Raw genomic sequence first — 26,508 nt, forward strand, 5'->3', positions numbered from 1 at the left:
ATTACATTTATTTATACTTCGCGTGGAAAACCACACTACGACACAGCGTTTAAAATGGTTTCACTACCACCATGATCAACACGATTAACAATAACAAGACGGGCACTTCGTTAAACCAGCGGAACCACACATGGCTACGCTTATTCACGCCTTGTTCAAATTTTTTGAGCAAACTACCGCAAGCATGGTGATAACCAATCAGCAAAATAACGCACGTTAATTTAGCGTGCATCCAGCCATTGCCGGGGCCTTTTCCGATACCGACCACCAGCCACAGATATAAACCAAGCGCCAGTGCTGGTACTGCAAGGATCGTCATAAAACGGTACAGCTTACGTGCCATCAATAATAAACGTTCTGTGGTTGCGGCGTCGTTTTCCATTGCCAGATTAACCAGAATACGGGGCAAGTAAAACAAACCAGCAAACCAGGAAGTCACAAACAAAATATGAAACGCTTTAATCCAGAGCATTATTATCTTTCAAAAATTATTGACGGACTTCACCATGACCAAATACGACATACTTCAACGACGTTAACCCTTCCAGACCCACTGGACCACGGGCATGCAATTTATCATTCGAAATACCGATCTCAGCACCTAGACCATATTCAAAGCCATCCGCAAAACGCGTTGACGCGTTCACCATCACGGAAGCAGAATCGACTTCACGCAAAAACCGCATCGCACGACTGTAATCTTCAGTGATAATCGATTCGGTATGCTTTGACGAATAATCATTGATGTGGGTGATCGCTTCATCCATATCCGCTACCACTTTCACTGCCAAAACGGGAGCCAGATATTCGGTGCTCCAGTCTTCCTGCGTCGCCTCGGCGAGGTAGGGATAATCGGCCAGAATCGCTGATGCAACAGGATCACAGCGTAGCTCAACTTGCTTGCCAGCGTATAACTCACTCAACTTCGGCAACACCTCGGCGGCAATTCCTTGGGCAACGAGCAGAGTTTCCATCGTGTTACAGGTGCCGTAACGATGACACTTAGCATTAAAAGCGACATCCACTGCTTTTTGTAGATCCGCTTTGTCATCGATATACACATGACAGATGCCATCCAGATGTTTAATCATCGGCACTGTTGCTTCACGCATCAGGCGCTCAATCAAACCTTTGCCGCCGCGGGGCACAATCACATCAACGTATTGTGGCATGGTGATCAGTTCACCCACCGCTGCGCGGTCAGTAGTTTCGACAATCTGAACCGCATCAGGTGGCAAGCCCGCACCTGCCAGACCTTCTTTGACGATACTCGCAAGTGCCTGATTGCAGTGAATCGCTTCCGAGCCACCGCGTAAAATAGTGGCATTACCACTCTTGATACAAAGACCGGCAGCGTCTACTGTCACATTAGGGCGGGCTTCATAAATGATGCCAATCACACCGAGAGGGACACGCATTTGTCCAACCTGAATACCAGTTGGTCGGTATTTCATGTTTGATATTTCGCCGATCGGATCCGACAAACTAATGATCTGTTCCAGACCTTCGGCCATGGTGGCAATGGCCTTATCGGATAAAGTGAGACGGTCGAGCATTGCGGCTTCCATTCCTGCTGCGCGCGCTGCTGCCAGATCGAGCTCGTTGGCCGCCCGTAACGCAGAAGCATCGCGACGGATCGCGGCTGCAATAAGGCGTAATGCGGTATTTTTGGCTGCAGTGTCGGCTCTGGCCATCGCACGCGAAGCAGCACGAGCGCGCAGGCCGAGGTCATTCATGTAGTGCTTGATATCCATGATGTCATTTCAGTAGGGAGCATACTCCCTGGTGTATTTTTAAACATCCTTTATACGCAAGGACAGGTCAATTATTTATTCAGATACTCCCCTATTTTTAAGGAAAGCGTGACAAATATTATGCGGTTTTGACGGTATCTTTTGGATGCCCGCCAAACCATTGCTTGATTCAGCGTTCAGAAACTAAGAAGCACTGGCAACACGCAGTCCCAGTTGCAATAATGCATCCCAGGCGTCACCTGCAAATGCTTTGGCGCGTAATCCTTTTACCATTTTATCGACTTGCGATGCTTCTTGCAGTGCCGTCTGCAGGGTCTGCAAACTGACCCTGCGTAAGGCCGGATCCATGAGCTTTTCTCGTGGTCCCCAGATACGATATTCTTTCAGCAGCGCTGATAAAGGCCGTCCCTGGCTCATACCTGATTTCAGTTTTAACAAGGTGCGAATTTCTTCCGCCATCGCCCATAATACCAGCGGCAGAGCTTCACCCTCCCCTTTTAAACCATTCAGCATGCGTACCAGACGCGACACATCGCCACTCAACATGGCTTCATTGAGCTTGAATACATCGTAGCGTGCGACATTGAGCACCGCATCATGGATCTGTTCAAAACTTAATTTGCCTGTCGGATGTAGCAACGCCAGTTTCTGAATTTCCTGATGTGCGGCTAATAGGTTACCCTCTACGCGGTCAGCAATAAAATCCAGACTTGGACGATCGGCACTCTGTTGCTGCATAGCTAATCGTTGATTAATCCAATTCGGCAACTGATTGCGTTCAACCAGCGCAATATCAATATATACAGCAGCCTGCTGCAAACTGGTGACCCAAGCAGCCTTTTGCGTTGCCCAGTCTAATTTTGGCAGAGTAATAAGCGTCAAATTATCTGGTGATAAATGATTAACATAATCCTGCAATGCTTGCCCACCGTCTTTACCTGGTTTGCCGGTCGGAATGCGCAGATCGATGAGTTTTTTGTCGCCAAATAAGGACTGTGATTGATTCGCTGCCAGCAACGCGCCCCATTTAAAGCTACGCTCCACGCTTAACATTTCACGCTCAAGAAAACCCTGAGCTTTTGCGGCACGACGAATTTTGTCTGCCGCTTCCAGCGCCAGCAGATGCTCATCACTGGTAATCACATAAAGTGGTGCCAGTGTTTTCGCCAGATGGCCGTCAAGGGCATCGAAGCGTAATTGCATATTAATCGCCTATCTTCACAACAGAGAGGCGGCGCATAATTTGCTGCACCAGATCAATCTGCATATCGTGGTACAGCGTCGCTTCCTCGGTTTCTTTTGCCAGAACCACCGACTCATTAAAAGTCAGGGTACGCTTCAATTGCATTTTGACTGGTGCCAGATACTCTTTACCTTGCGCATCGCGTAGCCGAAAACTGAAGTTATAAAGCAACGTATATTCGCGCACCCGCCCTTGACTATTGAGCGACAGAATTTGTTTCTCTTTAGATTCCTGAAGCACATCCATGATGACTTCAGCACCATCTGCGCTCTCCATGACTTGCGTCTGCCCGTTCGCATGGATCTGACGGCGCAATTCACTTCCAAGCGGAGAGGCATCAGGTAATGCAACATAAATCGAATGAAATGGGAGGCTGACTGGCCCCCGCATTTTAAAACCGCAGGCGGACAAACTCATCAACATAGCCAGTATCAACAAGCATGTCTGTTGACGGAAAAAAAATTGACGCATGCGGCGCTCTCCTGATTTAGCGTTGTACAACGAAGTGAACAACAATATTAAGCAACGATATTCACTAACTTCCCTGGGACAACGATAATTTTCTTCGGCGCGCCTTCCAAGAAACGTTGCACTGCCTCATTCGCTAAGGCAGTTGCTTCGATGGTCGCTTTATCCGCATCTTTAGCTACCTTGATGCTGCCGCGCAATTTACCGTTGACCTGAATCATTAACTCGATTTCGTCCTGTACCAATGCGGCTTCATCAATTGTCGGCCATGGTGCATCAATCAATTCGCCCAACTCGGCAGCAAAGCCCAACTCTTGCCACAACGCATGCGTGATGTGCGGGCACACTGGATACAAGCCACGCAACAAGACACTGAATGCTTCACGCAATGCAACAGCATGACCATCCGCTTCTAACTTAAATGACTCAATGGTGTTGAGCAATTTCATCGCGCCAGAAACGACGGTGTTGTACTGGAGACGCTCGTAATCGCCATCAATCTGCTTCAACGTCAGGTGTACTTCGCGACGCAGGGCTTTCACGTCCGCTGCATAGGCTGTCGCATCCACAGTGACGTTTGCACCAGCCGCGATCTTGCTGGACAGACGCAAGGCATTTGCCCATAAACGGCGCAGATAACGTGACGCACCTTCTACACCACTGTTACTCCACGCAGCACTCTGATCTGGTGGACCAGCGAACATCGTGAACAAACGCGCCGTATCGGCACCAAACTGCGTGATGATATCTTTTGGTTCAACCACATTGTTTTTGGACTTCGACATTTTCTCAATGCCGCCCATCTGTACTGGCTGACCGTCGCTCTTCAGAATCGCGGAAACAGGACGACCTTTATCGTCATGCTGCACTTCAATTTCGTTTGGATAGAACCACGTCTTTTTGCCGCTATCCTCTTCGCGGAAGTAGGACTCGTTCAGCAACATCCCTTGTGTGAACAAATTCTTAAATGGTTCATCGATCTTCACCAAGCCCAGATCACGCATGGCTTTAGTCCAGAAACGCGCATACAGCAAATGCAGAACAGCATGTTCGACGCCACCGATGTACTGATCCATCGCCATCCAGTAATCATTGCGCTCATCGACCATTGTCTTGGCATCCGGGCAGGTATAACGCATGAAGTACCAGCTCGAATCCACGAAGGTATCCATCGTATCGGTTTCACGTTGCGCTGGTTTGCCGCATTTTGGACAAGGCACGTTCAGAAATTCGGCGTGAGTTTTCAATGGATTGCCAGAACCATCAGGAATACATTCCGTCGGCAAAACCACTGGCAAATCTTCATAAGGCACAGGTACATCACCGCAGCATTCGCAGTGGATGATAGGAATCGGTGTACCCCAGTAACGTTGACGGGAAATACCCCAGTCACGTAAGCGCCAAGTGGTTTTCTTTTCGCCTAATTCTTTGGCAGTCAGATCAGTTGCAACCGCATCCACAGCCTCTTTAAAGCGCAGACCATCATACTTGCCAGAGTTGATCATGACACCGCGTTGTTTATCTCCATAGGAGTCTGCCCACGCGTCTGTTGTGAACGTTTCACCCTCTACAGCAACAACTTGTTTGATGTTGATGCCATATTTTTTTGCAAACGCAAAATCACGCTCATCATGCGCAGGAACACCCATGACAGCGCCATCGCCGTAAGTCATCAGCACGTAGTTGCCGACCCAGACTTCAACTTGTTCACCAGTCAACGGATGCGTCACAAATAAACCAGTCGGCAAGCCTTCTTTTTCTTTGGTCGCCATTTCTGCTTCAGTGGTGCCGCCCGCTTTGCATTCTTCAATAAACGCAGCAAGTACAGGATTATTTTTTGCAGCCAGCGTTGCCAGAGGATGCTCAGCTGCCACGGCGCAGAAAGTCACGCCCATGATGGTATCTGGACGAGTCGTGAAGACAAACATTTTACCGTCTTGCACCCATGCGCCAGATTCGTCAGTGATCTGATGCGTGAACGCAAAACGCACACCTTCGCTCTTGCCGATCCAGTTGCGCTGCATGGTGCGTACTTGTTCTGGCCAACCGTCGAGTGTTTCGATGCTATTCAATAATTCATCCGCGTACTGCGTAATACCGAAGTAGTAGCCAGGAATTTCGCGCTTTTCAACCAAAGCACCTGAACGCCACCCGCGACCATCGATGACTTGTTCGTTAGCGAGCACAGTTTGATCAATCGGATCCCAGTTAACGACCTGCGTTTTTTTGTAAGCGATGCCTTTTTCGAGCATCTTCAAAAACAGCCATTGGTTCCAACGATAGTAGTCAGGATCGCACGTGGCGACTTCGCGTGACCAGTCAAATGCCAGACCCAGCGGTTGCATTTGCGACTTCATGTCTTCGATGTTGGCGTAAGTCCATTCTGCTGGCGATTTTTTATACGCAATCGCTGCATTTTCTGCCGGCAAACCGAATGCATCCCAGCCCATTGGCATCAAGACGTTGTAGCCCTTCATGCGTAACTGGCGTGCGAGCATGTCATTGATGGTGTAATTACGAACATGGCCCATATGCAACTTACCAGATGGGTAAGGCAACATGGAGCAGGCGTAATACTTGCCTTTCGGGAAACGGGGATCGTTTTCCGTTGCCGTGTAGGCATCAATTTTTTTCCAATGGGATTGCGCCGCTTGTTCGACGTCGGAGGGAGTATATTTTTCTTGCATGGCGTGACCGGAGATAGGTGCGAAAATGACTCAGAACCTTAGATTATAACTGCTTCAGGGTCAATTCAGCGTCATTTATGAGCAAAGCCAAGGCTTCACCTTGGTGCATCAGTGACAAATGAGATCTTATTGACGCCTTTTGCCTGAGCTGCCGACATCAGTCGGGCGATTGTTTCGTAGCGTGTGGACTTATCTGCCCACAGTTGTAAATCAGGGGGAACGGTCTGGTGACCTGCTGCATCAAGCCTGATCTCCAACGCTGGATAATCAATCACCTGATCATTGAGGTACATCAAGCCATTAGCATCAATGGCAACATGCAAGACCGCTGCCGGTTGCGGTAACGCTTTGGCAGCAGCTTGCGGCAAATCGAGTTTGAGCATCGGCGTCATCAATGGCGCAGTAATAATAAAAATTACCAGCAAGACCAACATCACATCCACCATCGGCGTGACATTAATATCAGCCATGCTCTGCAGAGGCTTGGCGGATGTACTTCCGTGATCGTTAAATTGACCAAACGCCATTGTCACGCACCGAGTACAAAAAGAACTAAACGCATCTCAGACCGCATGATTGTGGTGTAGGCGGCAGAAATGGGCATGCAGATCATGCGCAAATCCATCGAGTTCAGCCAGCGTGATCCGGTTTATCCGATTAAACGCATTGAACGCCAGCACTGCCGGAATAGCGACCATCAGCCCCAACGCAGTCATAATCAGCGCCTCACCCACTGGACCTGCGAGCTGATCGATTTGCACCATACCAGATGCAGAAATGCTGGTTAATGCATGATAAATACCCCAGACCGTGCCTAATAGACCGACAAAAGGTGCTGTCGCGCCAACCGATGCGAGCACCGTTAGGCCATTTTCGAGACGGGTCGTTGCGGCTTGCAATTCCTGCCGCAACGACCGTGTCAGGACGTCGCTGATATCACTATCCACGCTCAGCGTTGCCAGTCGGTGCTGATGAGATGTTACTTGCACAGCGGCGTGGGCCAAAGACAAAAAAACTTTTTCGCGGTCTGCGCGCCGTAGCAACGCCAATGCATCATCAATACCCGGCGCTAACCAGAAGGATCTGATCGTTGGCGCGGCATTACGCACGCGCCAGAAAGACCACATCTTAGCTAAAATCAAGGTCCAGCTCACTAAGGACATAAGCAACAGCAAATACGCAATTGCATGACCAAACTGATCTGACTGCTCCCAATATTGGCTGCTCGCAGTAGACATAACAAACTTAGCGCAAATTCAGCACGTCAAACATATCGAACAAACCAGTAGATTTGTCTGCTAAAAAACGTGCTGCACGGAGACTGCCATGCGCATATGTCACACGACTGGAGGACTTGTGTGAAATCTCAACACGTTCGCCGATGCCAGCAAACAACACGGTATGGTCACCGACGATGTCACCACCGCGGATCGTTGCAAAACCAATGGACGAGGGATCGCGCTCACCGGTAACGCCTTCGCGGGCAAAAACACCCACTTCATTCAGATCACGGCCCAGCGCATCAGCAATGACTTCACCCATTTTTAAGGCAGTGCCGGAGGGTGCATCGACCTTGTGGCGATGATGCGCTTCGACAATTTCAATGTCGTAACCAGTTGAAAAGCTTTTGGCAGCCATTTCCAAGAGTTTGAGCGTGACGTTAACCCCAACGCTCATATTTGGCGCAAACACGATGGCTGTTTTTTCGGCGGCCTTCGCAATCGCGGCTTTTCCTGCTTCATCAAAGCCGGTCGTACCAATAATCATCTTGATACCGTGCTCAGCGCAGTAGGCAAGGTGCTTTAAGGTACCTTCAGGACGCGTGAAGTCAATCAGATAATCGGCATTAGCTAATGCAACCGATAACGCCGATTCGATGTTAACACCAGTCGGTTTGCCTAAAAAAGCACCCGCATCGACGCCAATTGCGGGGGATGTCGCGAGATCTAATGCACCGGTCAATGCCATACCTTCTGCGGCAGTGATCGCCTCAACCAACATTTGCCCCATGCGGCCGGAGGCACCAGCTACCGCTACTTTCAATACTGTCATGCTGAATTCTCTTTATTTTTTATCTTTTTTCTTCGGCGTACCATCGAGGTCGTTCAAGGATTCAACTTTTTCAAGACCTAACGCCGATTCTGTAATCCGTGCCAGATATTCTTTCTCAGTTGGTAAATTACCACCTTCAAATTTCGATACGGTATTATTTTTAAAATAAATCGTCACCAGGCTGGAAACTTGCTCGCCTTTCGGCTTCGTCAGACGGAATGGGAAATCCCAACGATCTTCATGGAACATGTCCGTCAGCAACGGTGTCCCGAGGACAAACCGCACCTGCTCACGCGTCATTCCTTCTTTAATTTGCGCCATCATTTCTTCAGAAACAAAGTTACCTTGTTGTACACTGATACGGTAAGGTGAGATATATCCTAAGAACTTTTTGGCGCCGCTTGGCGTGTATACTTGTGTTCCACTTGCCGTGTTCGGCACCGTGTCAGCTGCAGTAGCGTTCTTGTCCGCCAGAAGATGCGTTTTAGAAGCGCAGGCAGTTACACTGATCAGTAACACCAGACTTGTAACCCGTAAAGCTTTCGCTTGACTCAATTTCGAAAACAACAATCGCATAGGTACCCTCAGTAATTGAGCAATATGCCCTAAAACCCGATATCATAAAGCAGATAGCCATCTTTTGACCGAAAACATGACAAACAGCACCACAAATCTTAAAGCAAGCGGCCTCAAGGCGACCTTACCACGACTCAAAATCCTTGAAATATTTCAAAATAGCAAGGTGAGACACCTGACGGCGGAAGATGTCTACAAGATACTATTGAATGAAAATATGGATGTAGGTCTGGCAACGGTTTATCGCGTTCTGACGCAATTTGAGCAAGCTGGATTGCTGCATCGCAATCATTTTGAGACTGGTAAAGCCATTTTTGAACTGAACGAAGGGTCGCACCATGACCATCTGGTTTGCTTGGATTGTGGTCGGGTGGAAGAGTTTTTTGATGCGGAAATCGAAAAAAGACAACAAACGATTGCCTTAGAGCGCGGTTTTAAAATCGCCGATCACTCACTGGCGATTTACGGAAGTTGTACCAAAGAAAATTGTACGCACAAAGAAAGTTAAGTTTCGGGCATATCCTCTTGCCCTCTTGAACTCACGTTAGCGCACTTGTCAGGCACTGTTCGATTCTAAGATGATAGAGAACGGCAAAACGACAAGTGCTACTGACCTATTTCAATTAAAACGATCAGCCTTCAACTCGCATCGGGCTTCATCTTAGCGACAACACCAGCAACGGTTTCGAGAATTTTTTGCGCGTTGAATGGCTTAAGAATGAATCCATGAATACCTGCTTCAACAGCCTCTGAAATCGTATCACTATCTTTGCTAGCCGTTACCAATAGCACCATCGTGTCAGGCAACATATCCTTTATTTTTGGCAGAACTTCTAGGCCACTCACTTTGGGCATCACCACGTCGAGCAAAATGATGTGAGGCCTCAGCTTCAAAGCCATCTCCAGCCCAGCACCACCATCCGTTGCCTCTCCTACAACGTTGTACCCCTCACTGCGCAACACAATACGCAGCACTTCGCGCGTGATATCGTTGTCGTCAACCAACAAGATAGAGACATTTTCATTTGCCATAGTCAACCTTTCTACTGGCTCAGTGCATTAGAAAGCAATTTGGCGGTGATATCGACGATCGGGATCACCCTCTCATAAGCCATGCGTGTAGGACCAATAACACCCAAGGTACCAACGATTTTTCCATTGACCCCGTAAGGCGCAGTAACAATACTCATCTCGTCCATCGGCACCAATTGCGATTCACCACCGATGAAAATCTGCACACCGGTTGCTTTGCTCGATACGTCGAGTAACTGCATCAATCCGGTTTTTTGTTCAAACATGTCAAAAAGCTTGCGCAAGGAATTCATGTTCGACGATAAATCTTCCACATTGAGCAGATTACGCTCACCAGAGATCACCACTTCGTCCCCCTGCTCGGCCAACGCATCGCTGCCGGCTTCTACTGCCGCTTGCATCAAATGAGTCATATCCGACTGCAATTGACGTAACTCACTATTAATTCTAAGGCGCGCCTGATCGAAACTCAGGCCGCTAAAATTCTGATTCAGATAATTGGCGGCCTGCACTAATTGGGCGGAGTTGTAATCAACATCAGTCAGTAACAGCCTGTTATGCACGTCGCCGGACGGCGCGACGACAACCAGCAAAATCCGCTTTTCCGATAACCGTAGAAACTCCACCTGCTGAAAAATAGATTCTGTCTTTGGCGTCATAACAACACCAGCAAACTGCGACAGCGAGGACAGTATTTGCGCTGCATTCGCAATAATTCTTTGTGGTGGTTGCGTTAAAAAACCAGGCTGCAACCGAGAGCTTAAGGCACTTTCGTCAATTTCTTGCACTGTAAGCAACTCATCCACAAATACACGATAACCTCGGGGCGTCGGTACCCGGCCAGCTGAGGTGTGCGGACTCGCAACGAATCCTAATTCCTCCAAGTCGGCCATCACATTGCGAATCGTTGCAGGAGATAACTCCAGACCGGATATTTTAGATAAAGCCCGCGATCCTACAGGCTGACCATCAGCGATGTAGCGTTCTACAAGGGCTTTTAAGAGTGTTTGGGCGCGAATATCAAGTTGCATGACTGCATTTTATGCGAGGGCCGACAAATTGAACATACTGAATTTCACAACCATTGTGTCAAATCATGCAAGTCGTTGAATTCTGCATCTGGTTTTATGTGCGGATGATGCGAGTCTTTACTCTCAAGTCTGCGTCTGTTCATCCACCCCGCTTTTAAACCAGCAGCTTGGGCGCCTTGCACGTCCAACAATAAATCATCACCAACATACAACACTTCTGCTGGGAGTAAGCGCAATTTCTCACAAGCAGCATGAAAAATCCTCGCATCCGGCTTGGCACAACCAAACTGATGCGCAGCAATCGACACCTCAAAATGCGGTGCCAAGCCAATCGCATGGAGGTCGGCAAACCCGTTGGAGATGGTCCCCAATTTCACCCTCGTTGCTAATTCTGTCAAGGCGGGGGTGACATCCGGATAGAGTTCTACCGCATTGCGCGCGGCAGCAAACACCGCCATCGCGGTATCGGCCTTGGCGACATCCTCCCCCTGTTCGATAAACACATCTTGCAATAAACGATGGCGCAGCGCCCACAAATCGTAACTAAAACGAGGATTCGTCGACACTAAAGCCTGACGTCTTACACGCAAAGAGCTGATGTCATACATCGATACAACATTCGGTACATGCTCCTGCATCCACGCGTATAAAGTGGCTTCTGCATGTTGAATGACCGGAGCAACCGGCCATAAGGTGTCATCTAAATCCAGCAATACTGCTTTAATTGTCATATCAGGCACTCAGTTAGTTCATTTTTTGCGTAATTATGGTCTAATCTGACGAATCACGTCACCCCACATTTTCTATGACTGTTCAGGCTAAAACGATTGCACTTGTTGGTAAATATAATGCTGCCGGCATCACTGACTCTATGTACGAGCTGGCACACTTTCTGGACCAGGCTGGTCACACCGTCGTTCTGGAAGAAGAAACTGCCCGCTATATTCAACTAGAGGGTCTCGCAGCCATGTCGGTCCCTGACATCGGCAAAACAGCAGATGCTGCTATTGTCGTCGGTGGCGATGGAACGATGCTCGGGATTGCGCGCCAACTTGCCCCCTATAACGTACCATTGATCGGCATCAATCAAGGCCGACTCGGATTTATTACCGATATTCCCCTCGATCGTATGATCCCAGTTATCAGCGACATGCTGCAAGGGAAATATGTATCTGAGCGCCGCAGTCTTTTACAAGCGATCGTCGTACGTGACGGCAATCAGATTTTTAGTGGCATGGCGTTTAACGATATTGTCGTGGCGCGCGGTGCGGGATCAGGGATGGTTGAATTACGGGTCGAAGTCGATGGTTTGTTTATGTATAACCAACGCTCAGACGGCCTGATTGTTTCAACACCAACAGGATCGACGGCCTACGCGTTATCGGCAGGTGGGCCATTACTGCACCCAAGCCTCAATGGCATCGTGATGGTGCCCATTGCCCCTCACGCGTTGTCGAACCGCCCTATTGTGTTACCAGATAGCAGTGAGGTGGTGATTGAAATTGCTGCTGGCCGTGACATCAGCGTGAATTTTGATATGCAAACCTTTGCTAGTCTGATGCATCAAGACAGGATTGTCGTTAAGCGATCAACACATACGGTCACATTTTTGCACCCACAAGACTGGAATTACTACAATACCTTGCGGGAAAAATTACATTGGAACGAATATCCGTCTGTGGAAGGCGCACTGAATTAATCCTCAGTTGCTACAATATCACTTAGGGCTTATTCATGGGTAATTCAGATCAGTCACGACTATCCATGATTTCTTTTAATCGACGATAACTTTACTAGACTCCCCCTATTATGCTGCGCACGCTTGCTATTCGTGATTTTGTGATTGTTGATGTTTTAGAGCTGGAATTTTCTTCTGGTTTCAGTGTACTCACCGGTGAAACTGGTGCAGGAAAATCCATCCTGATCGACGCCCTCAGTCTGGCACTCGGTGGACGCGGTGACGCCAGTATGGTCAGAGAATCCGCATCCAAAGCTGATATTAGTGCTGAATTTTCGCTCAATCAAGCGGTCAGCCATTGGCTGGAAGACAATGATTTTAGCGATCCGGAACAGCAGTTAATTTTGCGCCGTACCATCGATAATGCCGGCCGCTCAAAAGCGTGGATTAACGGTATTACAGCAACCGCGACCCAGTTACGCGAATTGGGTGACCTACTGGTCGATATCCATGGTCAACATGCGCACCAATCCTTACTCAAAACAGAAGCACAGCGGGCGCTGCTCGATATGCAGGGTGGTCTTGAGCCGCAAGTGATTGAGGTAACTGCTTTGTATAAAGCGTGGCGTAACCTGAGTAAGCAGCGCGAAGAATTTGAAACCAATGCCAAGAGCGTCTTGCAAGAACGCGAACGACTCGAATGGCAAGTTGGTGAGCTCGATAAGTTACAAATTAAAGCGGGTGAATGGGAAAATATCACCCAAGAACATAGCCGCCTCGCCCATGCGGCGAGCCTACTTGATGGGGCACAAGAGGCCGCTGCGTTGATTTCAGAATCTGACCATCCGGTTCTTTCTCAACTCTCAGCAGTACAACAAAAATTACTCAAGCTGCTCGACTACGATATCGCTTTAAAACCCGTCACCGATGCGTTGGAGTCAGCTTGTATTCACCTACAAGAAACGACCTATGCGCTCAATGATTATTTAAGCCGTACAGAACTCGACCCAGCACGTTTGCGCGAAGTCGACAGTCGCGTTGAAATCATTCATTCAACAGCAAGACGATTCCATGTTACGCCAGAAAAATTGCACGAAGAATTTGCAACGTTGTCCGCACAACTTCTTCAATTAGCCAATGCCACTGATATTGAAGCCCTCAAAGCGGAAGAAGAGAAATCACAACAACGCTATCTGAAGTCAGCCCAAAAACTGAGTAGCGCTCGTAAGAAGATCGCCCAAGAATTAAGCCTGGCTGTGACGGCTGCTATGCAAGAGTTGAGCATGAGCGGCGGTAGTTTTGTGGTTTCACTCAATCCGTGTGATGCCACCAGTTATGGCTTGGAACAGGTCGAGTTTTTGGTCGCTGGCCATGCCGGCGTGCAGGCGCGGCCACTCGCTAAGGTTGCCTCGGGTGGTGAACTGGCGCGAATTTCGCTGGCGATTTCCGTCATTACCTCATGCGCCACAGCAACGCCAACGCTGATATTTGACGAGGTCGATAGTGGTATCGGTGGCGGGATTGCTGAAGTAGTTGGGCGCTTACTCAAACGCTTGGGACAGGATCGTCAGGTCTTGTGTGTCACGCATTTACCACAAGTCGCCAGCCAAGCTAATCAGCATTTCCAGGTGAGTAAAGCCAATAGAGAAGGAAAAACTATTTCGTCCATATCACCCCTCGACAACAAACAACGCGTTGAGGAAATTGCCCGTATGCTTGGCGGCATAGAGATTACCGCGACAACCCGTAAACACGCCAGAGAATTACTGGCCTCTTAATTTTATTGTAAAGATATTCCATGCGCTTTCTGAAAGAACCTAACTACTCCCACGGCAAGATAGGCAAAACTGCCGTTGTTTTGGTGAACCTCGGCACGCCGGATGCGCCAACAAGCTCAGCGGTGAGACGTTATTTAAAACAATTTTTATGGGACAGACGTATCGTCGAAGTACCGCGCCTGATCTGGTGGTTTATCCTTCATCTGATCATTCTGCCATTTCGCTCAAGCCAATCTGCAAAAAAATATGCGTCGATCTGGACCAGTGAGGGTTCTCCTTTAAAAATTCACACAGAAAAACAAGCCTTGCTATTGAAGGGCTATCTAGGCGAACGTGGGCATGATGTGAATGTCGTCTACGCCATGCGTTACGGCTCTCCTTCTATTCCTTCCGTGTTACAAAAACTCAAAGCGGAAGGCTATGAGCGTCTGCTGATTTTATCTGCATACCCTCAATATTCAGCGACCACCACGGCCTCTAACTTTGATGCTGTGTTTAGTCACTACCAACAAGTGCGTAACGTCCCTGAACTACGCATGGTAAAAAATTATCATGATCATGAGGCCTACATCGACGCCTTAAAACAATCCGTACTGCATCACTGGCAAACCTATGGGCGGCCAGAAAAACTCGTCATGAGTTTCCATGGCTTGCCAAAAGCGTTCCTGATGCGCGGTGATCCTTATCACTGCGAATGTTATAAGACTGCGCGTTTGCTCGCTGAATCGCTGGGGCTCAGCAAGGATCAATATCTGGTGACATTTCAGTCGCGCCTTGGTCGTGCAGAATGGCTACAACCCTATACCGCACCGACAGTGAAACAACTTGCTAAAGATGGCGTAAAACGTATTGATGTCATCTGCCCTGGATTTATTGCCGATTGCCTTGAGACTCTGGAAGAAATCGCCATGGAAGTTCGAGAAGAATTCTTGCATGCGGGTGGTAAGGAGTTTAATTACATACCCTGTCTCAACGAATCTCCGGCATGGATGCGCGGCATGGCGGAAATCGCCGAACAACACTTAATTGGCTGGCCAACGATGATGACAGCAAGTTTGCGCGAAGAGCAAAAACAACAAGCGTTAATCAGTCGTGCTGAAGCTAAACGCCTCGGCGCGGATCACTGAGTCAACAATGTCGACTACGTATTTTATTGGTGATATTCAGGGCTGCGCGGATCAATTGCATGAACTCATTGCGTTGATAGAACGGACGTCATCTAACAATTACTATTTATTTGCCGGTGACTTGGTTAATCGCGGTCCAAAATCTCTTGAGACTTTGCGCCTGATCCGCACATTACAACAAACCGGACAAGCTGAAAGCGTACTAGGAAATCACGACCTACATCTGTTAGCGGTCGCCAATGGCATACGCCCAAGTCACCGAAGCGACACCTTGGATCAGATATTACAAGCACCAGATAGAGATGAGCTATTGCATTGGCTCCGACACCGCCCAATGGCCATCTTGAAAAATGCGCATTTGCTAGTTCACGCCGGACTATTTCCTTCTTGGTCTGCACAACAAACGATGGCCCTCGCGCACGAAGTCGAAACCATGCTAAAAAGTGTCGACTGGTTAGCGTTTCTGCGCACGATGTACGGCAATACACCAGAAGCTTGGTCTGATGATTTACAGGGCAATGACCGCCTGCGCTGCATTGTGAATGCCTTAACAAGAATGCGTTTCTGTTCCGCAGAAGGACGCATGGACTTTGCAAGCAAGGATGGGTTGGCAGCGGCACCGGCAGGTTATGCCCCTTGGTTTGATCTTCCAAGAGCAACGGCTGATTGCACCGTTGTTTTTGGACACTGGTCAACGCTGGGGCTAGTACTACGACCCAATCTCATCAGTCTCGATACCGGTTGCGTCTGGGGTGGGAAACTCACCGCGGTCGCAATGAATGATCGCCAGATCATTCAAGTTGATTGCCCGCAACAACAAAAACCTGGTTAAACGACGATCCCACGACAGTTAAACGCCAACTGCCATCATATACAAAAGATAAGTTCTGTCAGAGCTTGTCGCTTTTCCAGCAAACGCTAGCCCCGTTCATATCAATAGCGTTAAAAAAAACCAACACCATTGCCCGAAGGAAATCTTCGGTCGCGATTCCGCTGAGGCTAACCGTGCGACGACGTTCGTTTGGGGTCTGATTACGTCATGATGGGCTGTGAGATGATACTTTTTTTGTTTCAAAAATAACAATGAAGTTGTCAAAAATGTTAAAATCGCCGCCTTCTGGAATTTTATCTAAATAAATACGCATATACTTTCGATGACTTAAATAGTTAGTAGATTTTTAAAACGCATGACAAAGCCACCAGGTAAAAGTATGGACCCCAATGAACTTCTTCCCATTGTTCGCACTGAATTTCAAAAAACGTTTTTGAAATCGGTAGAAGAAGCACTGCCATACACTATTGAGGCTTTGTTCAAAAAAGCGGAAAGCGCTTACAGTTCGGCACAGCAAACGCAATATCTCCATGCTTGCAATATCCTGCGCAAATCACGAGAGTTGATTGAACAATTGAGCCTTAGCCTTGAAACGCTGCTCACAAGAAGTTTTCAGACAACCTACAATACGTTTCGTCCGGTGTCTGCATTGAGCCTGAACAGCAATAACCTATCGCTGGTCGACACCCATGTTTTTGACGACGAATTATTGCTCAATGAAATTACAGAAAAATTTCGAATTGAAGCAAGTGACCAGATTCGTGACTTAAATATCCGCATTGCTATTTTATTCGCACAAGACGATATTAAAGAACGAGAAAATCCATTCCGTCCCTATTTACTTGCACGCAGTATCTCTAATACACTCGACGAATTACAACTTGAACGCGACCTGTGCACTATTCTTGAAACACAGATTGCAGAAGATTTTTCTCGTTATGTGCCAACAATTTACGAGAATATCAACAATTGTATGGCTGCTCACGGAGTCGCTGCTGAGCTGCAATTCAAATTAAAAAAAACACAAAATCCGAATACAGCTTTAGGTGATTCAATAGCAGAAACGCCAAACGGTGAGAATGAGATGCAAGCAACTCCTGAGATCAACAATGACCTCACGGTATCTGGTAGGTTGCAATCGGCCGATGATCGCACTGCGCAGCATCAAGGCGAACAAACACTTACTCACTCTCGTAGCGCGGCTACTGGCGACAATGTCGATAACACTGCCTCTGGAGAAATCGCAAGCGATCAATCCAGAAACCGAATAAGTCAGTTGCTGCAGGCAGTTCGTCATTTGGCAAGCGGCATCAGTGGAGGGCGTGGAAACACCAGTCCCAGATTCAATGAAAATGTCCCTCTTGGTTCTACTTTTTCTCAACAATTACCACATACCGCAGGGACGAGCGAAAGCAAGCGTGATCATCAAGGCGATTCCGTTGACTCTGACGTTGATTCTGCAGCAAGGGGGACTGATAGTCAGTTTAATTGGCTTGGTCAGCATCAATCAATCGGTAAAGTACTACGACAAATTTTTAGTGGGCGCAGCGCTGTCAATGCTGTCTCAACACCCCCTTCTCAAAGTGAGTCCGGTGTAGCGACTGGTGGCAACGCATTGGATCGAAGCAATGCTCTCAATGAAAATACAGGCCTTTTTTCTGGTGCTATAACAAGTGTTGATGACATTTCTAAAAGTGGGTCAGCAACAGATGAAAACCTACATCGCCTTCCTCTGCGATCGGCAGCGGGATTGGATGAAGGCGGCTATCAGGAGATACCACGCAACTCCGAATCGGGGATCGTTCAATCCGTTCAACAATTGCAAAGAACGCATACAGCACCAGCGGAACATATGTTTGACACGCTGGGCAGAATCCGCAATCTGATTCTGGAACAACGTGAACAGCTCAACGACATGACTGAAAATGTCGATGAACAAATGACTATTGACGTCGTTGCCATGTTGTTTGAATTTATTCTAAGTGACAATCAGGTACCGGCTGAGATTCGCGCCCAACTTGGACGCTTGCAATTCTTGGTTCTTAAAATTGCACTACGAGATCAAAGTCTGTTGACTCAAAAAGGCCATCCGGCCCGTCTGTTGATTAACCGGGTTGGCTCGATCTCGTTAGGATTAAAACAAGTTGATCCAAGTGGTGTTCACATCACGCAAGAGATTTGCCGCATCGTTGAAACTTTGTTGGAAGACGAAAGTGAAAACTCTCAGCTCTTCATCCGCATGCTCGACGAGTTTGACGCCTTCATTGCGCGTGAATTACGAAGTAGCGACAAACAGACTGCAAAGACCATCGAAGCCGTCGAAGAAGTGCAAAACCGCACCCTGCGCATCGTCCACATCGCAGCGCAGATGCAAGAAGCACTGCAAAAGCTGACGATCAATCCTTTCTTGCGCGAATTCCTTGAAAACACCTGGGTCTCAGCGATTGAACTCGTCGAACGCGACAACACCAAACGTGGCACCCGCTACCGCTTATTGGTGCCTGATTTATTGTGGAGTATCGTACCGAAAGTAGCGGACGAAGACCGCACGCAACTATTTGTCCTCTTGCCGATTATTCTGAGTAGCATCCGTGAGGCCTTGAACTTAATCAACTGCGACCAGCCTTATCAAAAAAGACTGCTTGACTGGCTTGTCGATGCACATACGGCCGCATTACGCACTACAAAATCGGATATACCTGGGCGTTCTTTATCCTTGCCCACGATTCACCATCATTTCCATCCATTCATCTATCCTGCGGAGATGCCACAAGACATACTGAGCAACGAAGCGAAAAAACCGGAAATTCAGGAAATTCTTGATAAGGCAATCCGTGAACTCGATATTCAGGTAGAAATGCTGGATCGGCTTTGCGATCAGGAATTAGCGTCAACAACGACAACGCCTTTAACCGCGGCGTCTGCCACAGTAAAAGACGTGACCCCTGAGATGATTAAAGAACGCTTACGAACAGGCGTCAGTTTAGAGTTGCATTTAGGATGTAAACCAAGCACCGGAAAATTGAGCTGGGTAGACCCACAATTACGCAATTTAGTTCTGAATCTGGAAGGACATGACAAGCCATCGCTCGTCAGTGTCCGGATGTTCCGTCGCATGATCGCGCACGGTCGAGTACGTTTTCTGGAAGCAGAACCGTTGTTTGAGCGGGCAGTACAGGCACTGCTGACTTCGGCTGATGTCCTAGAGCACCCTGTAGCAATCTAAGATTTTTTATATCAACCGATAGGTAGAGTGACCATAAAACGAGTCTGAGCAACAAATTTTTAGTCAGAAATCAGATCGATTAATCAGTAATACCTAACGTTTGCTGTACCGCTACTCTGGCTAGTTGGGCTACTTCGCGGCGATGTGCGCCCTCTGTCGAAATAGCCGGCAACCGTGTTAGTTCAGCCGTCATACTGGGTGCTTTCAGAATGATTGCCATGCTCTGCGCAAATGTCATCTCGCCAATAAAATCAGCTGCTGGATGGAACTTTCCTTGGCCATCAATGTAACGCACCACAAACGGTTGAACAGGTACTTTTGCCTCAATCGCCGCCTCAAAAAGATTGGCATGAAATGGCAATAATTTTCCTTGGGCTGCGGTGGTTCCTTCAGGAAAAAAAGCGATCCGTTTTCCATCTGCGATCTGATGCACCAGACCTTCGTAAATCCGGCGCACTTCACGCTGTTTTCCACGTGCCAGAAAAATCGTTCCTGCTTTTTCACATAAAAAACCAATCAAAGGCCATTGGCGAATATCTGATTTTGCGACAAAGTGGCAAGGATGTAAGGTATTAATGACAAAAATATCCAGCCACGACACATGGTTCGAGACGATCATGGCACGATCAGCGATCTCGCCTCGGCTCGCATCAATAAAGCGTACGTCGATCGTACAGATGGCAAGCAGCTGTTGCGACCAAGTACGGACACGTTGCTGTTGCTTCTCTGCATCCAAAAAAGGGAAAACAAAAATACAAATCGACAATCCCGATAGTAAATGGAGAAAGACGCGAAAGAATGACCAAAAAAGCATGCTGAACTCACCAGATACTCAGAAAAAGTATCAATAATTTAGTTTATTTTCATCACAAAAAATGGGAGTCGGACTATAAAAAGTCAGTACTCCCGCTTCTCGATATTAATGTGTACTTCGATGCTTTAATCAAATTCACTACGATAGAGAGAATGCCTTGTCGGGATCCGTCAACCATCACTATCTACGCGAAAAATGACCGACTGCGTATCCAGAGCCAATCTGTATCAACGCTTACTGCAACGTGCTAAATGCAACGCGACCGGAGACCATCGTTAATTTGACCACACCTGGTAATTCATACCCTAAAAATAAAGTATGTTTCCCCTGACTGACCAGTGCTTTCGATTCGACTTTCCAGCGTTGGGCAGGATCAAAAATACACAGATCGGCAACCTGTCCTGCTGCCAGTTTACCGGCATCAATCCCCGCCACCTGCGCTGCGTTAGAGGTGATCACCGCTAACGCCTGCTTCAGTGACACATCACCACGGCTATCTTCTACCCATTTTAATGCCAAGGATAACAACAATTCTAGTCCGGTTGCCCCTGCAGATGCCTCAGCAAATGGCAGTAATTTCTCATCATCATCGACCGGCGTATGATCGGAACAGATCGCGTCAATCGTACCATCGACTAAAGCCGCTTTGATGGCGTCGCGATCACGCTGACTGCGCAAAGGTGGCGTCATTCTGGCATTGGAATCGAAAAAACCGATGTCCGCATCGGTCAGATGCACATGATGCGCACCGACGTCACAGCTAAGTGGCAAACCTTCTTTTTTCGCTTCACGCACCAGTGCTAGACCAGCCGCGGATGAAATACGACATAGATGTACTTTGGCACCTGTTGCGCGCATGAGCTCAAACAGGGTGTGCAAAGCAATTGTCTCTGCCATGACTGGCACACCAGATAAACCGAGACGCGACGCTAGTGGGCCGCTATGTGCAACACCCCCCTTGCCGATATACGGGTCTTGTGGGCGTAACCAAACGGTGTAGCCAAACGTTGCCGCATATTGCAATGCCCGCTGCAAGGTGTTGGTATCGGCGATGGTTTCTTCTGCCTGTGAGAACCCAATACAGCCTGCATCAGTAAGCGCTGCCATTTCAGTCAGTGATTCACCTTTGAGACCAACAGTGAGCGCGCCGAGCGGATAGACGTGCGCCTTATTCTGCATCCGCGCGCGTTGCTTGAGCATCTCCACCAGACCAGCCTCATCGAGCACCGGATCCGTGTCCGGTGGACAAACCAGACTGGTGACGCCGCCACGCATCGCTGCCTGCAGCTCGGATTCCAGCGTTGCTTTGTACTCAAACCCTGGCTCACGCAGGCGTGCACTCAGGTCAACTAAGCCTGGGGCAACGACGAGTCCGCTCGCATCGATCACCTGATCGGCGGTAAAGCCATCCGGTGCAGTGCCAAGGCTGAGAATTTTTCCATCCGCGATAAATACGTCTTGCACGGCATCATTGCCGCTCGCGGGATCAATCACTCGACCGTTTTGTATTTGTATTTTCATGTTTTATTCCTAGTACATCGCCACAATCGCCATGATCGCTACAATCAGGCAGGCTCAATGCTACGTTTAGCTATTCTCTCAAGCGTCGCCGCCGCTATTGCCAGCAACAATACTCATCACGGCCATACGTACAGCAATCCCAAAAGTCACCTGCGGCAAAATAACGGCTTGCGGTCCATCAGCGACAGCAGAGTCAATCTCGACGCCACGGTTCATTGGTCCCGGATGCATCACAATCGCGTCCGGATGGGCGAGTGCTAAGCGTTCAGGTGTGAGGCCATAACTCTTAAAATATTCTTGCGCAGAGGGTAATAAAGCGCCACTCATACGTTCATTTTGCAAACGCAGCATGATGATGACATCAACGCCTTTAAGGCCTTCGTTCATATCAGTAAAGACGCGAACTCCCATCTGCTCTAAACCACCTGGCAACAAAGTACGAGGACCAATCACCCTCACTTCCGGCACGCCCAGTGTCGTCAATGCATGAATATCAGAGCGTGCAACACGGCTATGCAAAACGTCACCGACAATTGCTACAGTCAGGTTAGTGAAATCTTTTTTGTAATGACGGATGGTGTACATATCCAGCAGACCCTGCGTGGGATGTGCATGGCGTCCATCACCCGCATTGACCACGTGCACATGGTGCTGGCGTGTATCATTGAGATGCTTGGCAATCAGGAACGGCGCACCAGAGGTTGCGTGACGCACAACGAACATATCCGCATGCATCGCCGCCAAGTTATCGATGGTATCGAGCAGGGATTCCCCCTTACTGGTACTGGAGGCCGCGATATTGAGGTTAATGACGTCTGCCGATAAGCGCTTAGACGCGATCTCAAATGTCGTGCGGGTACGGGTGGAGTTTTCAAAGAACAGATTAAAAACACTCTTACCACGCATCAGTGGAACTTTTTTGACTTCACGATCACTGACACTGACAAACGACGATGCCGTATCAAGAATGTGATTAATAATCGATTTAGGCAGGCCTTCTATCGTCAGCAGATGCTGGAGTTCGCCGTGTTTGTTCAGTTGAGGATTATGCATGATCAATAGAGAAGCTCAGTGTGCCATCCTCTGCGCGTTGCAGATTTACAGAGACAGCGGGTTCAAATGGGGCAACATGGGCAACAAAATCAGCAGCGATCGGTAACTCACGGCCACCGCGATCGACCAGTGCAGCAAGCAGAATGCGCGCCGGTCGGCCATAGTCGAATAATTCATTGATAGCGGCACGGGTGGTGCGGCCGGTGTACAGCACGTCATCCACCAGCAAAATATGCGCGCCATCGACATCAAACGGAATCTGCGATGGTTTGACGCTCGCATGCAAACCTTTGGCGGCGTAGTCATCGCGATAAAAAGAGACATCGATCTGACCAGCGCTGTGACTGATGCCCAGATCACTGACCAGACGTTCGGCAATCCATACACCACCTGAATAAATGCCGACAATCGCTAAAGGGTGAGGATCGGAGATCAGATGCGTTTTTATCTGACTCAATAACTGTTGATACAGTGCTTCTGCATTCAGGGAAGGGGCAAGTATGGTCATGGATTCTCGTCAAAATATTGTTGCAGAATAAGGGCGGCCGCGTCGTCGTCGATAAATTCCCCGCGTTTTCCATCTAGTACTGCCGATGAATAACGCTCGTCGACCAACGCAGTCGGCACATTAAACCGACCCTGCAATTGATTGGCAAAACGCGTACAACGCTGAGTCATCTCATGGGCTTCCCCATCAGGATGCATCGGTAAGCCCACAATGCACAACACCGGTTGCCAATTGTTGATCAGTGCAGCGACTTCGGCAAATTTACCGTCATTGGTCGCTGCATGAATAATGCTTAAGGGTTCGGCTTGCCTGAGAAAGGTATTACCAACAGCAACGCCGATACGTTTCAAGCCAAAATCAAATGCCAGAATCGTACCATGGGCGGGAGTGGATACCGGACTCACCCCCATCAGGCATGCCCCGCAATCGGAGCCAGCATCAGTGGATCGATACCCAACAGCTTAATGGCGGCATTAAAGCGCTCTTCCAGAGGTAGCGCAAATACAATTTCAGGATCCGCATGCACCGTCAGCCAGCTATTGCTCAGGATTTCTTTTTCGAGTTGCCCAGCGCCCCATCCGGCATACCCCACCGCCATGAGTACGCGCTCAGGACCGTCACCAGCAGCAATTGCTTCCAGCACATCACGCGATGTTGTAAAAGCAATATCCTCCGTCACTTTGAGTGAGGACGTATATTTTCCGACGGGCGCATGTAAGACAAAACCACGATCATCTTGTACCGGGCCACCTAACATGACCGGCTCTTTGCCAAGCGGATGTGAGTCAGAAATGTGTTCAAGTTTCAGATCAATGCGGTCGAATAAACCAGCCACCGTCATATCGGTCGGACGGTTAATCACCATACCCATTGCACCCCGTTTGTTATGTTCACAGAGATACACAACAGAGCCGCCGAATACCGGATCCTCGATACCAGGCATCGCGATCAGAAAATGATTTGTCAGATTAAGCTCGGCAATCAATGGTTGTTCCACCGTTGCAGATTCATCTTTGTCTGATAGCGCCATTGAGGATGCGGACTTGTTATCGCTTAAGTCTGTTTGAGGGGATTTTATTTGCTTCACCATTCCCGTATTCTAGCATTTTTGGCGTGGTTTTTCGATGTATAGCAAGGGCTAAGTACAACCATTTATTGCAATTGAAACCATAAATTCAGTTTATTTAAGACATTTCCCTAACGGCAAACATACATCCCAAGCACGAACTTATTTCTTTCATGCATGTTGAAACTCGCTATGCGGCGTGATTGTCGTACTAGCTTGCAAACTGCAAATGAAATATATCGTCACAGGGAAGCCAAATAAAAACCCATCCTGGAAATTGAACGCAATCTTGTCTCGGCGGGATCTCGACAGACTCGCTATAATTTGAACGACATCGGATTGCCATACTGAATCTGTATTTTTCTCCCATCCAGCAATACTCACTTAAGTATTTCATGAGCGAACTCACTTCTCAGTTACCCCTCTCGCTAGTTTGGTTCCGCCGTGACCTGCGCAGCTTTGATCATGCAGCGCTTTATCATGCATTGCGTCAGAGCAAGGCTGTCGTTGGCGTATTCATCTTTGACAAAGCGATCCTTGATCATTTGCCCACCAATGATCGACGCGTCAAATTCATCCATGACAGTGTCCTGGAGTTGCAGCAATCGCTGCAAGCACTGGGTGGTAGCCTGGTTGTTCGTTACGGCGAAGCAATGACGGAGATTCCAGCATTAGCTGCCGAGTTACAGGCCAAAGCCGTTTTTGTGAACCATGACTATGAACCTGCGGCGATCGAACGCGACACGCAGGTACGGCAAGCATTGAAAGAAATGTCCTGCGAGATGTTCAGCTACAAAGATCAGGTGATTTTTGAAAAAAGCGAGGTCTTATCGTTGTCCAATACGCCCTTTTCTGTTTTCACGCCATACAAAAATGCGTGGCTCAAAAAGTTCTACGCGCAGTCGGATGACTTTTACTCACGTGCTTATCCGATAGAAACGTACGCTGACAGATTGCATGCTGTTCCAACGACACCGATACCCTCACTGGCAGCGATGGGCTTCGCGGAGGCAGAAATACATTCCATCAATTTACCAGCGGGGATGTCTGGCGGCCGACAACTGTTTGAAGATTTCGTGAACCGGATGAAAGACTACGATGTGACGCGGGATTTTCCAGCGGTAAAAGGTCCGTCCTACTTATCTGTACATTTACGTTTTGGCACTGTCTGCGTGCGCCATCTGGTGCGCGAAGCCATGCAGCAAGTCCGTACCGGCAATCATCAGGGTGCGCAAATCTGGCTCAATGAATTGGTGTGGCGGGATTTTTATTTTATGATTCTGCATCATCATCCACGCGTCGAAAAATCAGCGTTCAAACCTGCCTATGACGCAATCCAGTGGGAACAGGGTGATGTAGCTGACACCAACTTCCGTGCATGGTGCGAAGGTCGTACTGGCTATCCTTTAGTGGATGCGGCAATGCTGCAACTCAATCAAACGGGATACATGCATAACCGTCTGCGGATGGTGACGGCGTGTTTTTTGATCAAAGATCTGGGTATCGACTGGCGTCGTGGCGAAGCGTATTTCGCAGAAAAACTCAATGACTTTGATTTAGCTGCTAACAACGGTGGCTGGCAATGGGCCTCGTCTTCGGGTTGTGATGCACAACCGTATTTCCGCATTTTCAACCCGATCACTCAATCCGAAAAATTTGATGCCGAAGGAAAATTCATCCGCCGCTATCTGCCGCAATTAAGTAAGCTAGATAAGCGCTCGATTCACGCGCCCTGGAAAGCTGGGCCGTTACTCTTGCAACAAGCAGGGGTGAAGTTGGGTGACACCTATCCGTATCCGATTGTCGAACATGATCTTGCCAGAAAAGCGACGCTGGTGCGCTATGCAGTTGTCAAAAAAAGCGACGAGACTTCTCCGCTTGAAGACTGAAAACTGAAAATAATCATTTAACGTAGGCAATAAAAAAAGCAGGAAATGAACTGACCCCATTTAGTTGGACAGTTTAATTGCTATGCTACTAAGGGCTGATTTCTGTATTGCACAGGACTCAGCCCTTTTAATTTCATTTTGATGCGGTCATGATTATAGTATCGAATATAGGT

At 48.3% G+C, this 26,508-nt stretch carries 26 protein-coding genes; 7 read left to right on the forward strand and 19 right to left on the reverse strand.

Annotated elements, in window-relative coordinates; genetic code table 11:
* Positions 1-49: 49 nt before the first annotated feature.
* The 9 genes from ACO0KV_RS02145 to ACO0KV_RS02185 all read right to left on the reverse strand — a co-directional run bounded on the left by ACO0KV_RS02145 (position 50) and on the right by ACO0KV_RS02185 (position 8,780).
* A complete protein-coding gene (locus ACO0KV_RS02145) occupies positions 50-472 on the reverse strand; it encodes a CopD family protein (RefSeq protein ID WP_423039422.1) in 423 nt (140 codons plus the stop codon).
* Positions 473-488: 16 nt separating this feature from the next.
* Positions 489-1,754 (reverse strand): glutamate-5-semialdehyde dehydrogenase, encoded by a 1,266-nt coding sequence (locus ACO0KV_RS02150; RefSeq protein WP_423039424.1) that lies wholly within the window; start codon positions 1,752-1,754, stop codon positions 489-491.
* 183 nt (positions 1,755-1,937) lie between these two features.
* Complete coding sequence (gene holA, locus ACO0KV_RS02155; protein ID WP_423039426.1) at positions 1,938-2,957, reverse strand: DNA polymerase III subunit delta; 1,020 nt, start codon at positions 2,955-2,957, stop codon at positions 1,938-1,940.
* A gap of 1 nt (position 2,958) precedes the next feature.
* Positions 2,959-3,468 carry an LPS assembly lipoprotein LptE gene (lptE, locus tag ACO0KV_RS02160; protein WP_423039428.1) on the reverse strand — a complete coding sequence of 170 codons (510 nt, stop codon included), beginning with the start codon at positions 3,466-3,468 and terminating at the stop codon, positions 2,959-2,961.
* 47 nt (positions 3,469-3,515) lie between these two features.
* Entirely contained in the window at positions 3,516-6,152 is a 2,637-nt protein-coding gene (leuS, locus tag ACO0KV_RS02165) for a leucine--tRNA ligase (RefSeq protein WP_423039430.1), read from the reverse strand.
* A 95-nt stretch (positions 6,153-6,247) separates the two neighbouring features.
* Positions 6,248-6,622 (reverse strand): ExbD/TolR family protein, encoded by a 375-nt coding sequence (locus ACO0KV_RS02170; protein ID WP_423039432.1) that lies wholly within the window; start codon positions 6,620-6,622, stop codon positions 6,248-6,250.
* Between the two features lie 93 nt (positions 6,623-6,715).
* Complete coding sequence (locus tag ACO0KV_RS02175; protein ID WP_423039434.1) at positions 6,716-7,390, reverse strand: MotA/TolQ/ExbB proton channel family protein; 675 nt, start codon at positions 7,388-7,390, stop codon at positions 6,716-6,718.
* A gap of 7 nt (positions 7,391-7,397) precedes the next feature.
* Entirely contained in the window at positions 7,398-8,204 is an 807-nt protein-coding gene (gene dapB, locus ACO0KV_RS02180; protein WP_423039436.1) for a 4-hydroxy-tetrahydrodipicolinate reductase, read from the reverse strand.
* 12 nt (positions 8,205-8,216) lie between these two features.
* A complete protein-coding gene (locus ACO0KV_RS02185) occupies positions 8,217-8,780 on the reverse strand; it encodes an outer membrane protein assembly factor BamE (protein WP_423039438.1) in 564 nt (187 codons plus the stop codon).
* Between the two features lie 76 nt (positions 8,781-8,856).
* Here ACO0KV_RS02185 and fur point away from each other — a divergent pair, with 76 nt between their 5' ends.
* On the forward strand, positions 8,857-9,288 hold the full coding sequence (fur, locus tag ACO0KV_RS02190) for a ferric iron uptake transcriptional regulator (protein WP_423039440.1): 432 nt from the start codon (positions 8,857-8,859) through the stop codon (positions 9,286-9,288).
* 131 nt (positions 9,289-9,419) lie between these two features.
* Here fur and ACO0KV_RS02195 read toward each other — a convergent pair whose 3' ends face one another.
* Genes ACO0KV_RS02195 through ACO0KV_RS02205 form a run of 3 tightly spaced genes read right to left on the reverse strand, consistent with a single transcriptional unit; the run spans position 9,420 to position 11,574 of the window.
* A complete protein-coding gene (locus ACO0KV_RS02195) occupies positions 9,420-9,812 on the reverse strand; it encodes a response regulator transcription factor (protein ID WP_423039442.1) in 393 nt (130 codons plus the stop codon).
* Between the two features lie 11 nt (positions 9,813-9,823).
* Positions 9,824-10,843, reverse strand: a complete 1,020-nt coding sequence (gene hrcA / locus ACO0KV_RS02200) for a heat-inducible transcriptional repressor HrcA (protein WP_423039444.1) — start codon at positions 10,841-10,843, stop codon at positions 9,824-9,826.
* A 44-nt stretch (positions 10,844-10,887) separates the two neighbouring features.
* Positions 10,888-11,574 carry an HAD family hydrolase gene (locus ACO0KV_RS02205; protein WP_423039446.1) on the reverse strand — a complete coding sequence of 229 codons (687 nt, stop codon included), beginning with the start codon at positions 11,572-11,574 and terminating at the stop codon, positions 10,888-10,890.
* A gap of 74 nt (positions 11,575-11,648) precedes the next feature.
* Between ACO0KV_RS02205 and ACO0KV_RS02210 the strand changes: the two genes are divergently transcribed.
* The 5 genes from ACO0KV_RS02210 (at position 11,649) to ACO0KV_RS02230 (ending at position 19,484) form a co-directional block, all read left to right on the forward strand.
* Entirely contained in the window at positions 11,649-12,542 is an 894-nt protein-coding gene (locus ACO0KV_RS02210) for an NAD kinase (RefSeq protein ID WP_423039448.1), read from the forward strand.
* Between the two features lie 110 nt (positions 12,543-12,652).
* Positions 12,653-14,299: a DNA repair protein RecN gene (recN, locus tag ACO0KV_RS02215; protein ID WP_423039450.1), complete on the forward strand. Its 1,647-nt coding sequence runs from the start codon at positions 12,653-12,655 to the stop codon at positions 14,297-14,299.
* Between the two features lie 20 nt (positions 14,300-14,319).
* A complete protein-coding gene (gene hemH, locus ACO0KV_RS02220) occupies positions 14,320-15,426 on the forward strand; it encodes a ferrochelatase (RefSeq protein ID WP_423039452.1) in 1,107 nt (368 codons plus the stop codon).
* A 7-nt stretch (positions 15,427-15,433) separates the two neighbouring features.
* Positions 15,434-16,258: a symmetrical bis(5'-nucleosyl)-tetraphosphatase gene (locus ACO0KV_RS02225; protein ID WP_423039454.1), complete on the forward strand. Its 825-nt coding sequence runs from the start codon at positions 15,434-15,436 to the stop codon at positions 16,256-16,258.
* Between the two features lie 355 nt (positions 16,259-16,613).
* Positions 16,614-19,484 (forward strand): DUF1631 family protein, encoded by a 2,871-nt coding sequence (locus ACO0KV_RS02230; protein ID WP_423039456.1) that lies wholly within the window; start codon positions 16,614-16,616, stop codon positions 19,482-19,484.
* A gap of 79 nt (positions 19,485-19,563) precedes the next feature.
* On the opposite strand, the gene ACO0KV_RS02235 is transcribed toward ACO0KV_RS02230, so the two are convergent.
* The 6 genes from ACO0KV_RS02235 to ACO0KV_RS02260 form a co-directional block, all read right to left on the reverse strand.
* Positions 19,564-20,298 (reverse strand): lysophospholipid acyltransferase family protein, encoded by a 735-nt coding sequence (locus tag ACO0KV_RS02235; RefSeq protein ID WP_423039458.1) that lies wholly within the window; start codon positions 20,296-20,298, stop codon positions 19,564-19,566.
* A 234-nt stretch (positions 20,299-20,532) separates the two neighbouring features.
* Positions 20,533-21,819: a dihydroorotase gene (locus ACO0KV_RS02240; protein WP_423039460.1), complete on the reverse strand. Its 1,287-nt coding sequence runs from the start codon at positions 21,817-21,819 to the stop codon at positions 20,533-20,535.
* Between the two features lie 78 nt (positions 21,820-21,897).
* Positions 21,898-22,872, reverse strand: coding sequence for an aspartate carbamoyltransferase catalytic subunit (locus tag ACO0KV_RS02245; RefSeq protein WP_423039462.1), 975 nt, complete (start codon positions 22,870-22,872; stop codon positions 21,898-21,900).
* Positions 22,865-23,380 carry a bifunctional pyr operon transcriptional regulator/uracil phosphoribosyltransferase PyrR gene (pyrR, locus tag ACO0KV_RS02250; protein WP_423039464.1) on the reverse strand — a complete coding sequence of 172 codons (516 nt, stop codon included), beginning with the start codon at positions 23,378-23,380 and terminating at the stop codon, positions 22,865-22,867. The genes ACO0KV_RS02245 and pyrR overlap by 8 nt, the downstream gene beginning before the upstream one ends.
* On the reverse strand, positions 23,377-23,784 hold the full coding sequence (gene ruvX / locus ACO0KV_RS02255) for a Holliday junction resolvase RuvX (RefSeq protein ID WP_423039466.1): 408 nt from the start codon (positions 23,782-23,784) through the stop codon (positions 23,377-23,379). Before ruvX ends, pyrR begins: the two co-directional genes overlap by 4 nt.
* 5 nt (positions 23,785-23,789) lie before the next feature.
* Positions 23,790-24,410, reverse strand: a complete 621-nt coding sequence (locus ACO0KV_RS02260) for a YqgE/AlgH family protein (RefSeq protein WP_423039488.1) — start codon at positions 24,408-24,410, stop codon at positions 23,790-23,792.
* A 431-nt stretch (positions 24,411-24,841) separates the two neighbouring features.
* Here ACO0KV_RS02260 and ACO0KV_RS02265 point away from each other — a divergent pair, with 431 nt between their 5' ends.
* Positions 24,842-26,335, forward strand: coding sequence for a cryptochrome/photolyase family protein (locus ACO0KV_RS02265; protein WP_423039468.1), 1,494 nt, complete (start codon positions 24,842-24,844; stop codon positions 26,333-26,335).
* 80 nt (positions 26,336-26,415) lie between these two features.
* Here the strand turns inward: ACO0KV_RS02265 and ACO0KV_RS02270 are convergent.
* Positions 26,416-26,508, reverse strand: a 93-nt coding sequence (locus tag ACO0KV_RS02270) for an IS3 family transposase (protein ID WP_423039490.1), incomplete at its 5' end; no start/stop codon positions are given.

Source organism: Undibacterium sp. RuRC25W, from assembly GCF_049339825.1.
GTDB lineage: Bacteria > Pseudomonadota > Gammaproteobacteria > Burkholderiales > Burkholderiaceae_D > Undibacterium.

Excerpts from the sequence above, each read along its gene's own strand:
- holA (WP_423039426.1), bottom strand. The coding sequence starts at position 2,957 with ATGCAATTACGCTTCGATGCCCTTGACGGCCATCTGGCGAAAACACTG.
- leuS (WP_423039430.1), bottom strand. The coding sequence starts at position 6,152 with ATGCAAGAAAAATATACTCCCTCCGACGTCGAACAAGCGGCGCAATCC.
- hemH (WP_423039452.1), top strand. The coding sequence starts at position 14,320 with ATGCGCTTTCTGAAAGAACCTAACTACTCCCACGGCAAGATAGGCAAA.
- fur (WP_423039440.1), top strand. The coding sequence starts at position 8,857 with ATGACAAACAGCACCACAAATCTTAAAGCAAGCGGCCTCAAGGCGACC.
- ACO0KV_RS02230 (WP_423039456.1), top strand. The coding sequence starts at position 16,614 with ATGACAAAGCCACCAGGTAAAAGTATGGACCCCAATGAACTTCTTCCC.
- ACO0KV_RS02235 (WP_423039458.1), bottom strand. The coding sequence starts at position 20,298 with ATGCTTTTTTGGTCATTCTTTCGCGTCTTTCTCCATTTACTATCGGGA.
- ACO0KV_RS02170 (WP_423039432.1), bottom strand. The coding sequence starts at position 6,622 with ATGGCTGATATTAATGTCACGCCGATGGTGGATGTGATGTTGGTCTTG.
- dapB (WP_423039436.1), bottom strand. The coding sequence starts at position 8,204 with ATGACAGTATTGAAAGTAGCGGTAGCTGGTGCCTCCGGCCGCATGGGG.
- hrcA (WP_423039444.1), bottom strand. The coding sequence starts at position 10,843 with ATGCAACTTGATATTCGCGCCCAAACACTCTTAAAAGCCCTTGTAGAA.
- ACO0KV_RS02260 (WP_423039488.1), bottom strand. The coding sequence starts at position 24,410 with ATGGCGCTATCAGACAAAGATGAATCTGCAACGGTGGAACAACCATTG.
- ACO0KV_RS02225 (WP_423039454.1), top strand. The coding sequence starts at position 15,434 with ATGTCGACTACGTATTTTATTGGTGATATTCAGGGCTGCGCGGATCAA.
- ACO0KV_RS02205 (WP_423039446.1), bottom strand. The coding sequence starts at position 11,574 with ATGACAATTAAAGCAGTATTGCTGGATTTAGATGACACCTTATGGCCG.
- ACO0KV_RS02175 (WP_423039434.1), bottom strand. The coding sequence starts at position 7,390 with ATGTCTACTGCGAGCAGCCAATATTGGGAGCAGTCAGATCAGTTTGGT.
- ACO0KV_RS02210 (WP_423039448.1), top strand. The coding sequence starts at position 11,649 with ATGACTGTTCAGGCTAAAACGATTGCACTTGTTGGTAAATATAATGCT.
- recN (WP_423039450.1), top strand. The coding sequence starts at position 12,653 with ATGCTGCGCACGCTTGCTATTCGTGATTTTGTGATTGTTGATGTTTTA.
- lptE (WP_423039428.1), bottom strand. The coding sequence starts at position 3,468 with ATGCGTCAATTTTTTTTCCGTCAACAGACATGCTTGTTGATACTGGCT.
- ACO0KV_RS02245 (WP_423039462.1), bottom strand. The coding sequence starts at position 22,872 with ATGCATAATCCTCAACTGAACAAACACGGCGAACTCCAGCATCTGCTG.
- ACO0KV_RS02145 (WP_423039422.1), bottom strand. The coding sequence starts at position 472 with ATGCTCTGGATTAAAGCGTTTCATATTTTGTTTGTGACTTCCTGGTTT.
- ACO0KV_RS02185 (WP_423039438.1), bottom strand. The coding sequence starts at position 8,780 with ATGCGATTGTTGTTTTCGAAATTGAGTCAAGCGAAAGCTTTACGGGTT.
- ACO0KV_RS02195 (WP_423039442.1), bottom strand. The coding sequence starts at position 9,812 with ATGGCAAATGAAAATGTCTCTATCTTGTTGGTTGACGACAACGATATC.
- pyrR (WP_423039464.1), bottom strand. The coding sequence starts at position 23,380 with ATGACCATACTTGCCCCTTCCCTGAATGCAGAAGCACTGTATCAACAG.
- ACO0KV_RS02265 (WP_423039468.1), top strand. The coding sequence starts at position 24,842 with ATGAGCGAACTCACTTCTCAGTTACCCCTCTCGCTAGTTTGGTTCCGC.
- ACO0KV_RS02240 (WP_423039460.1), bottom strand. The coding sequence starts at position 21,819 with ATGAAAATACAAATACAAAACGGTCGAGTGATTGATCCCGCGAGCGGC.
- ACO0KV_RS02150 (WP_423039424.1), bottom strand. The coding sequence starts at position 1,754 with ATGGATATCAAGCACTACATGAATGACCTCGGCCTGCGCGCTCGTGCT.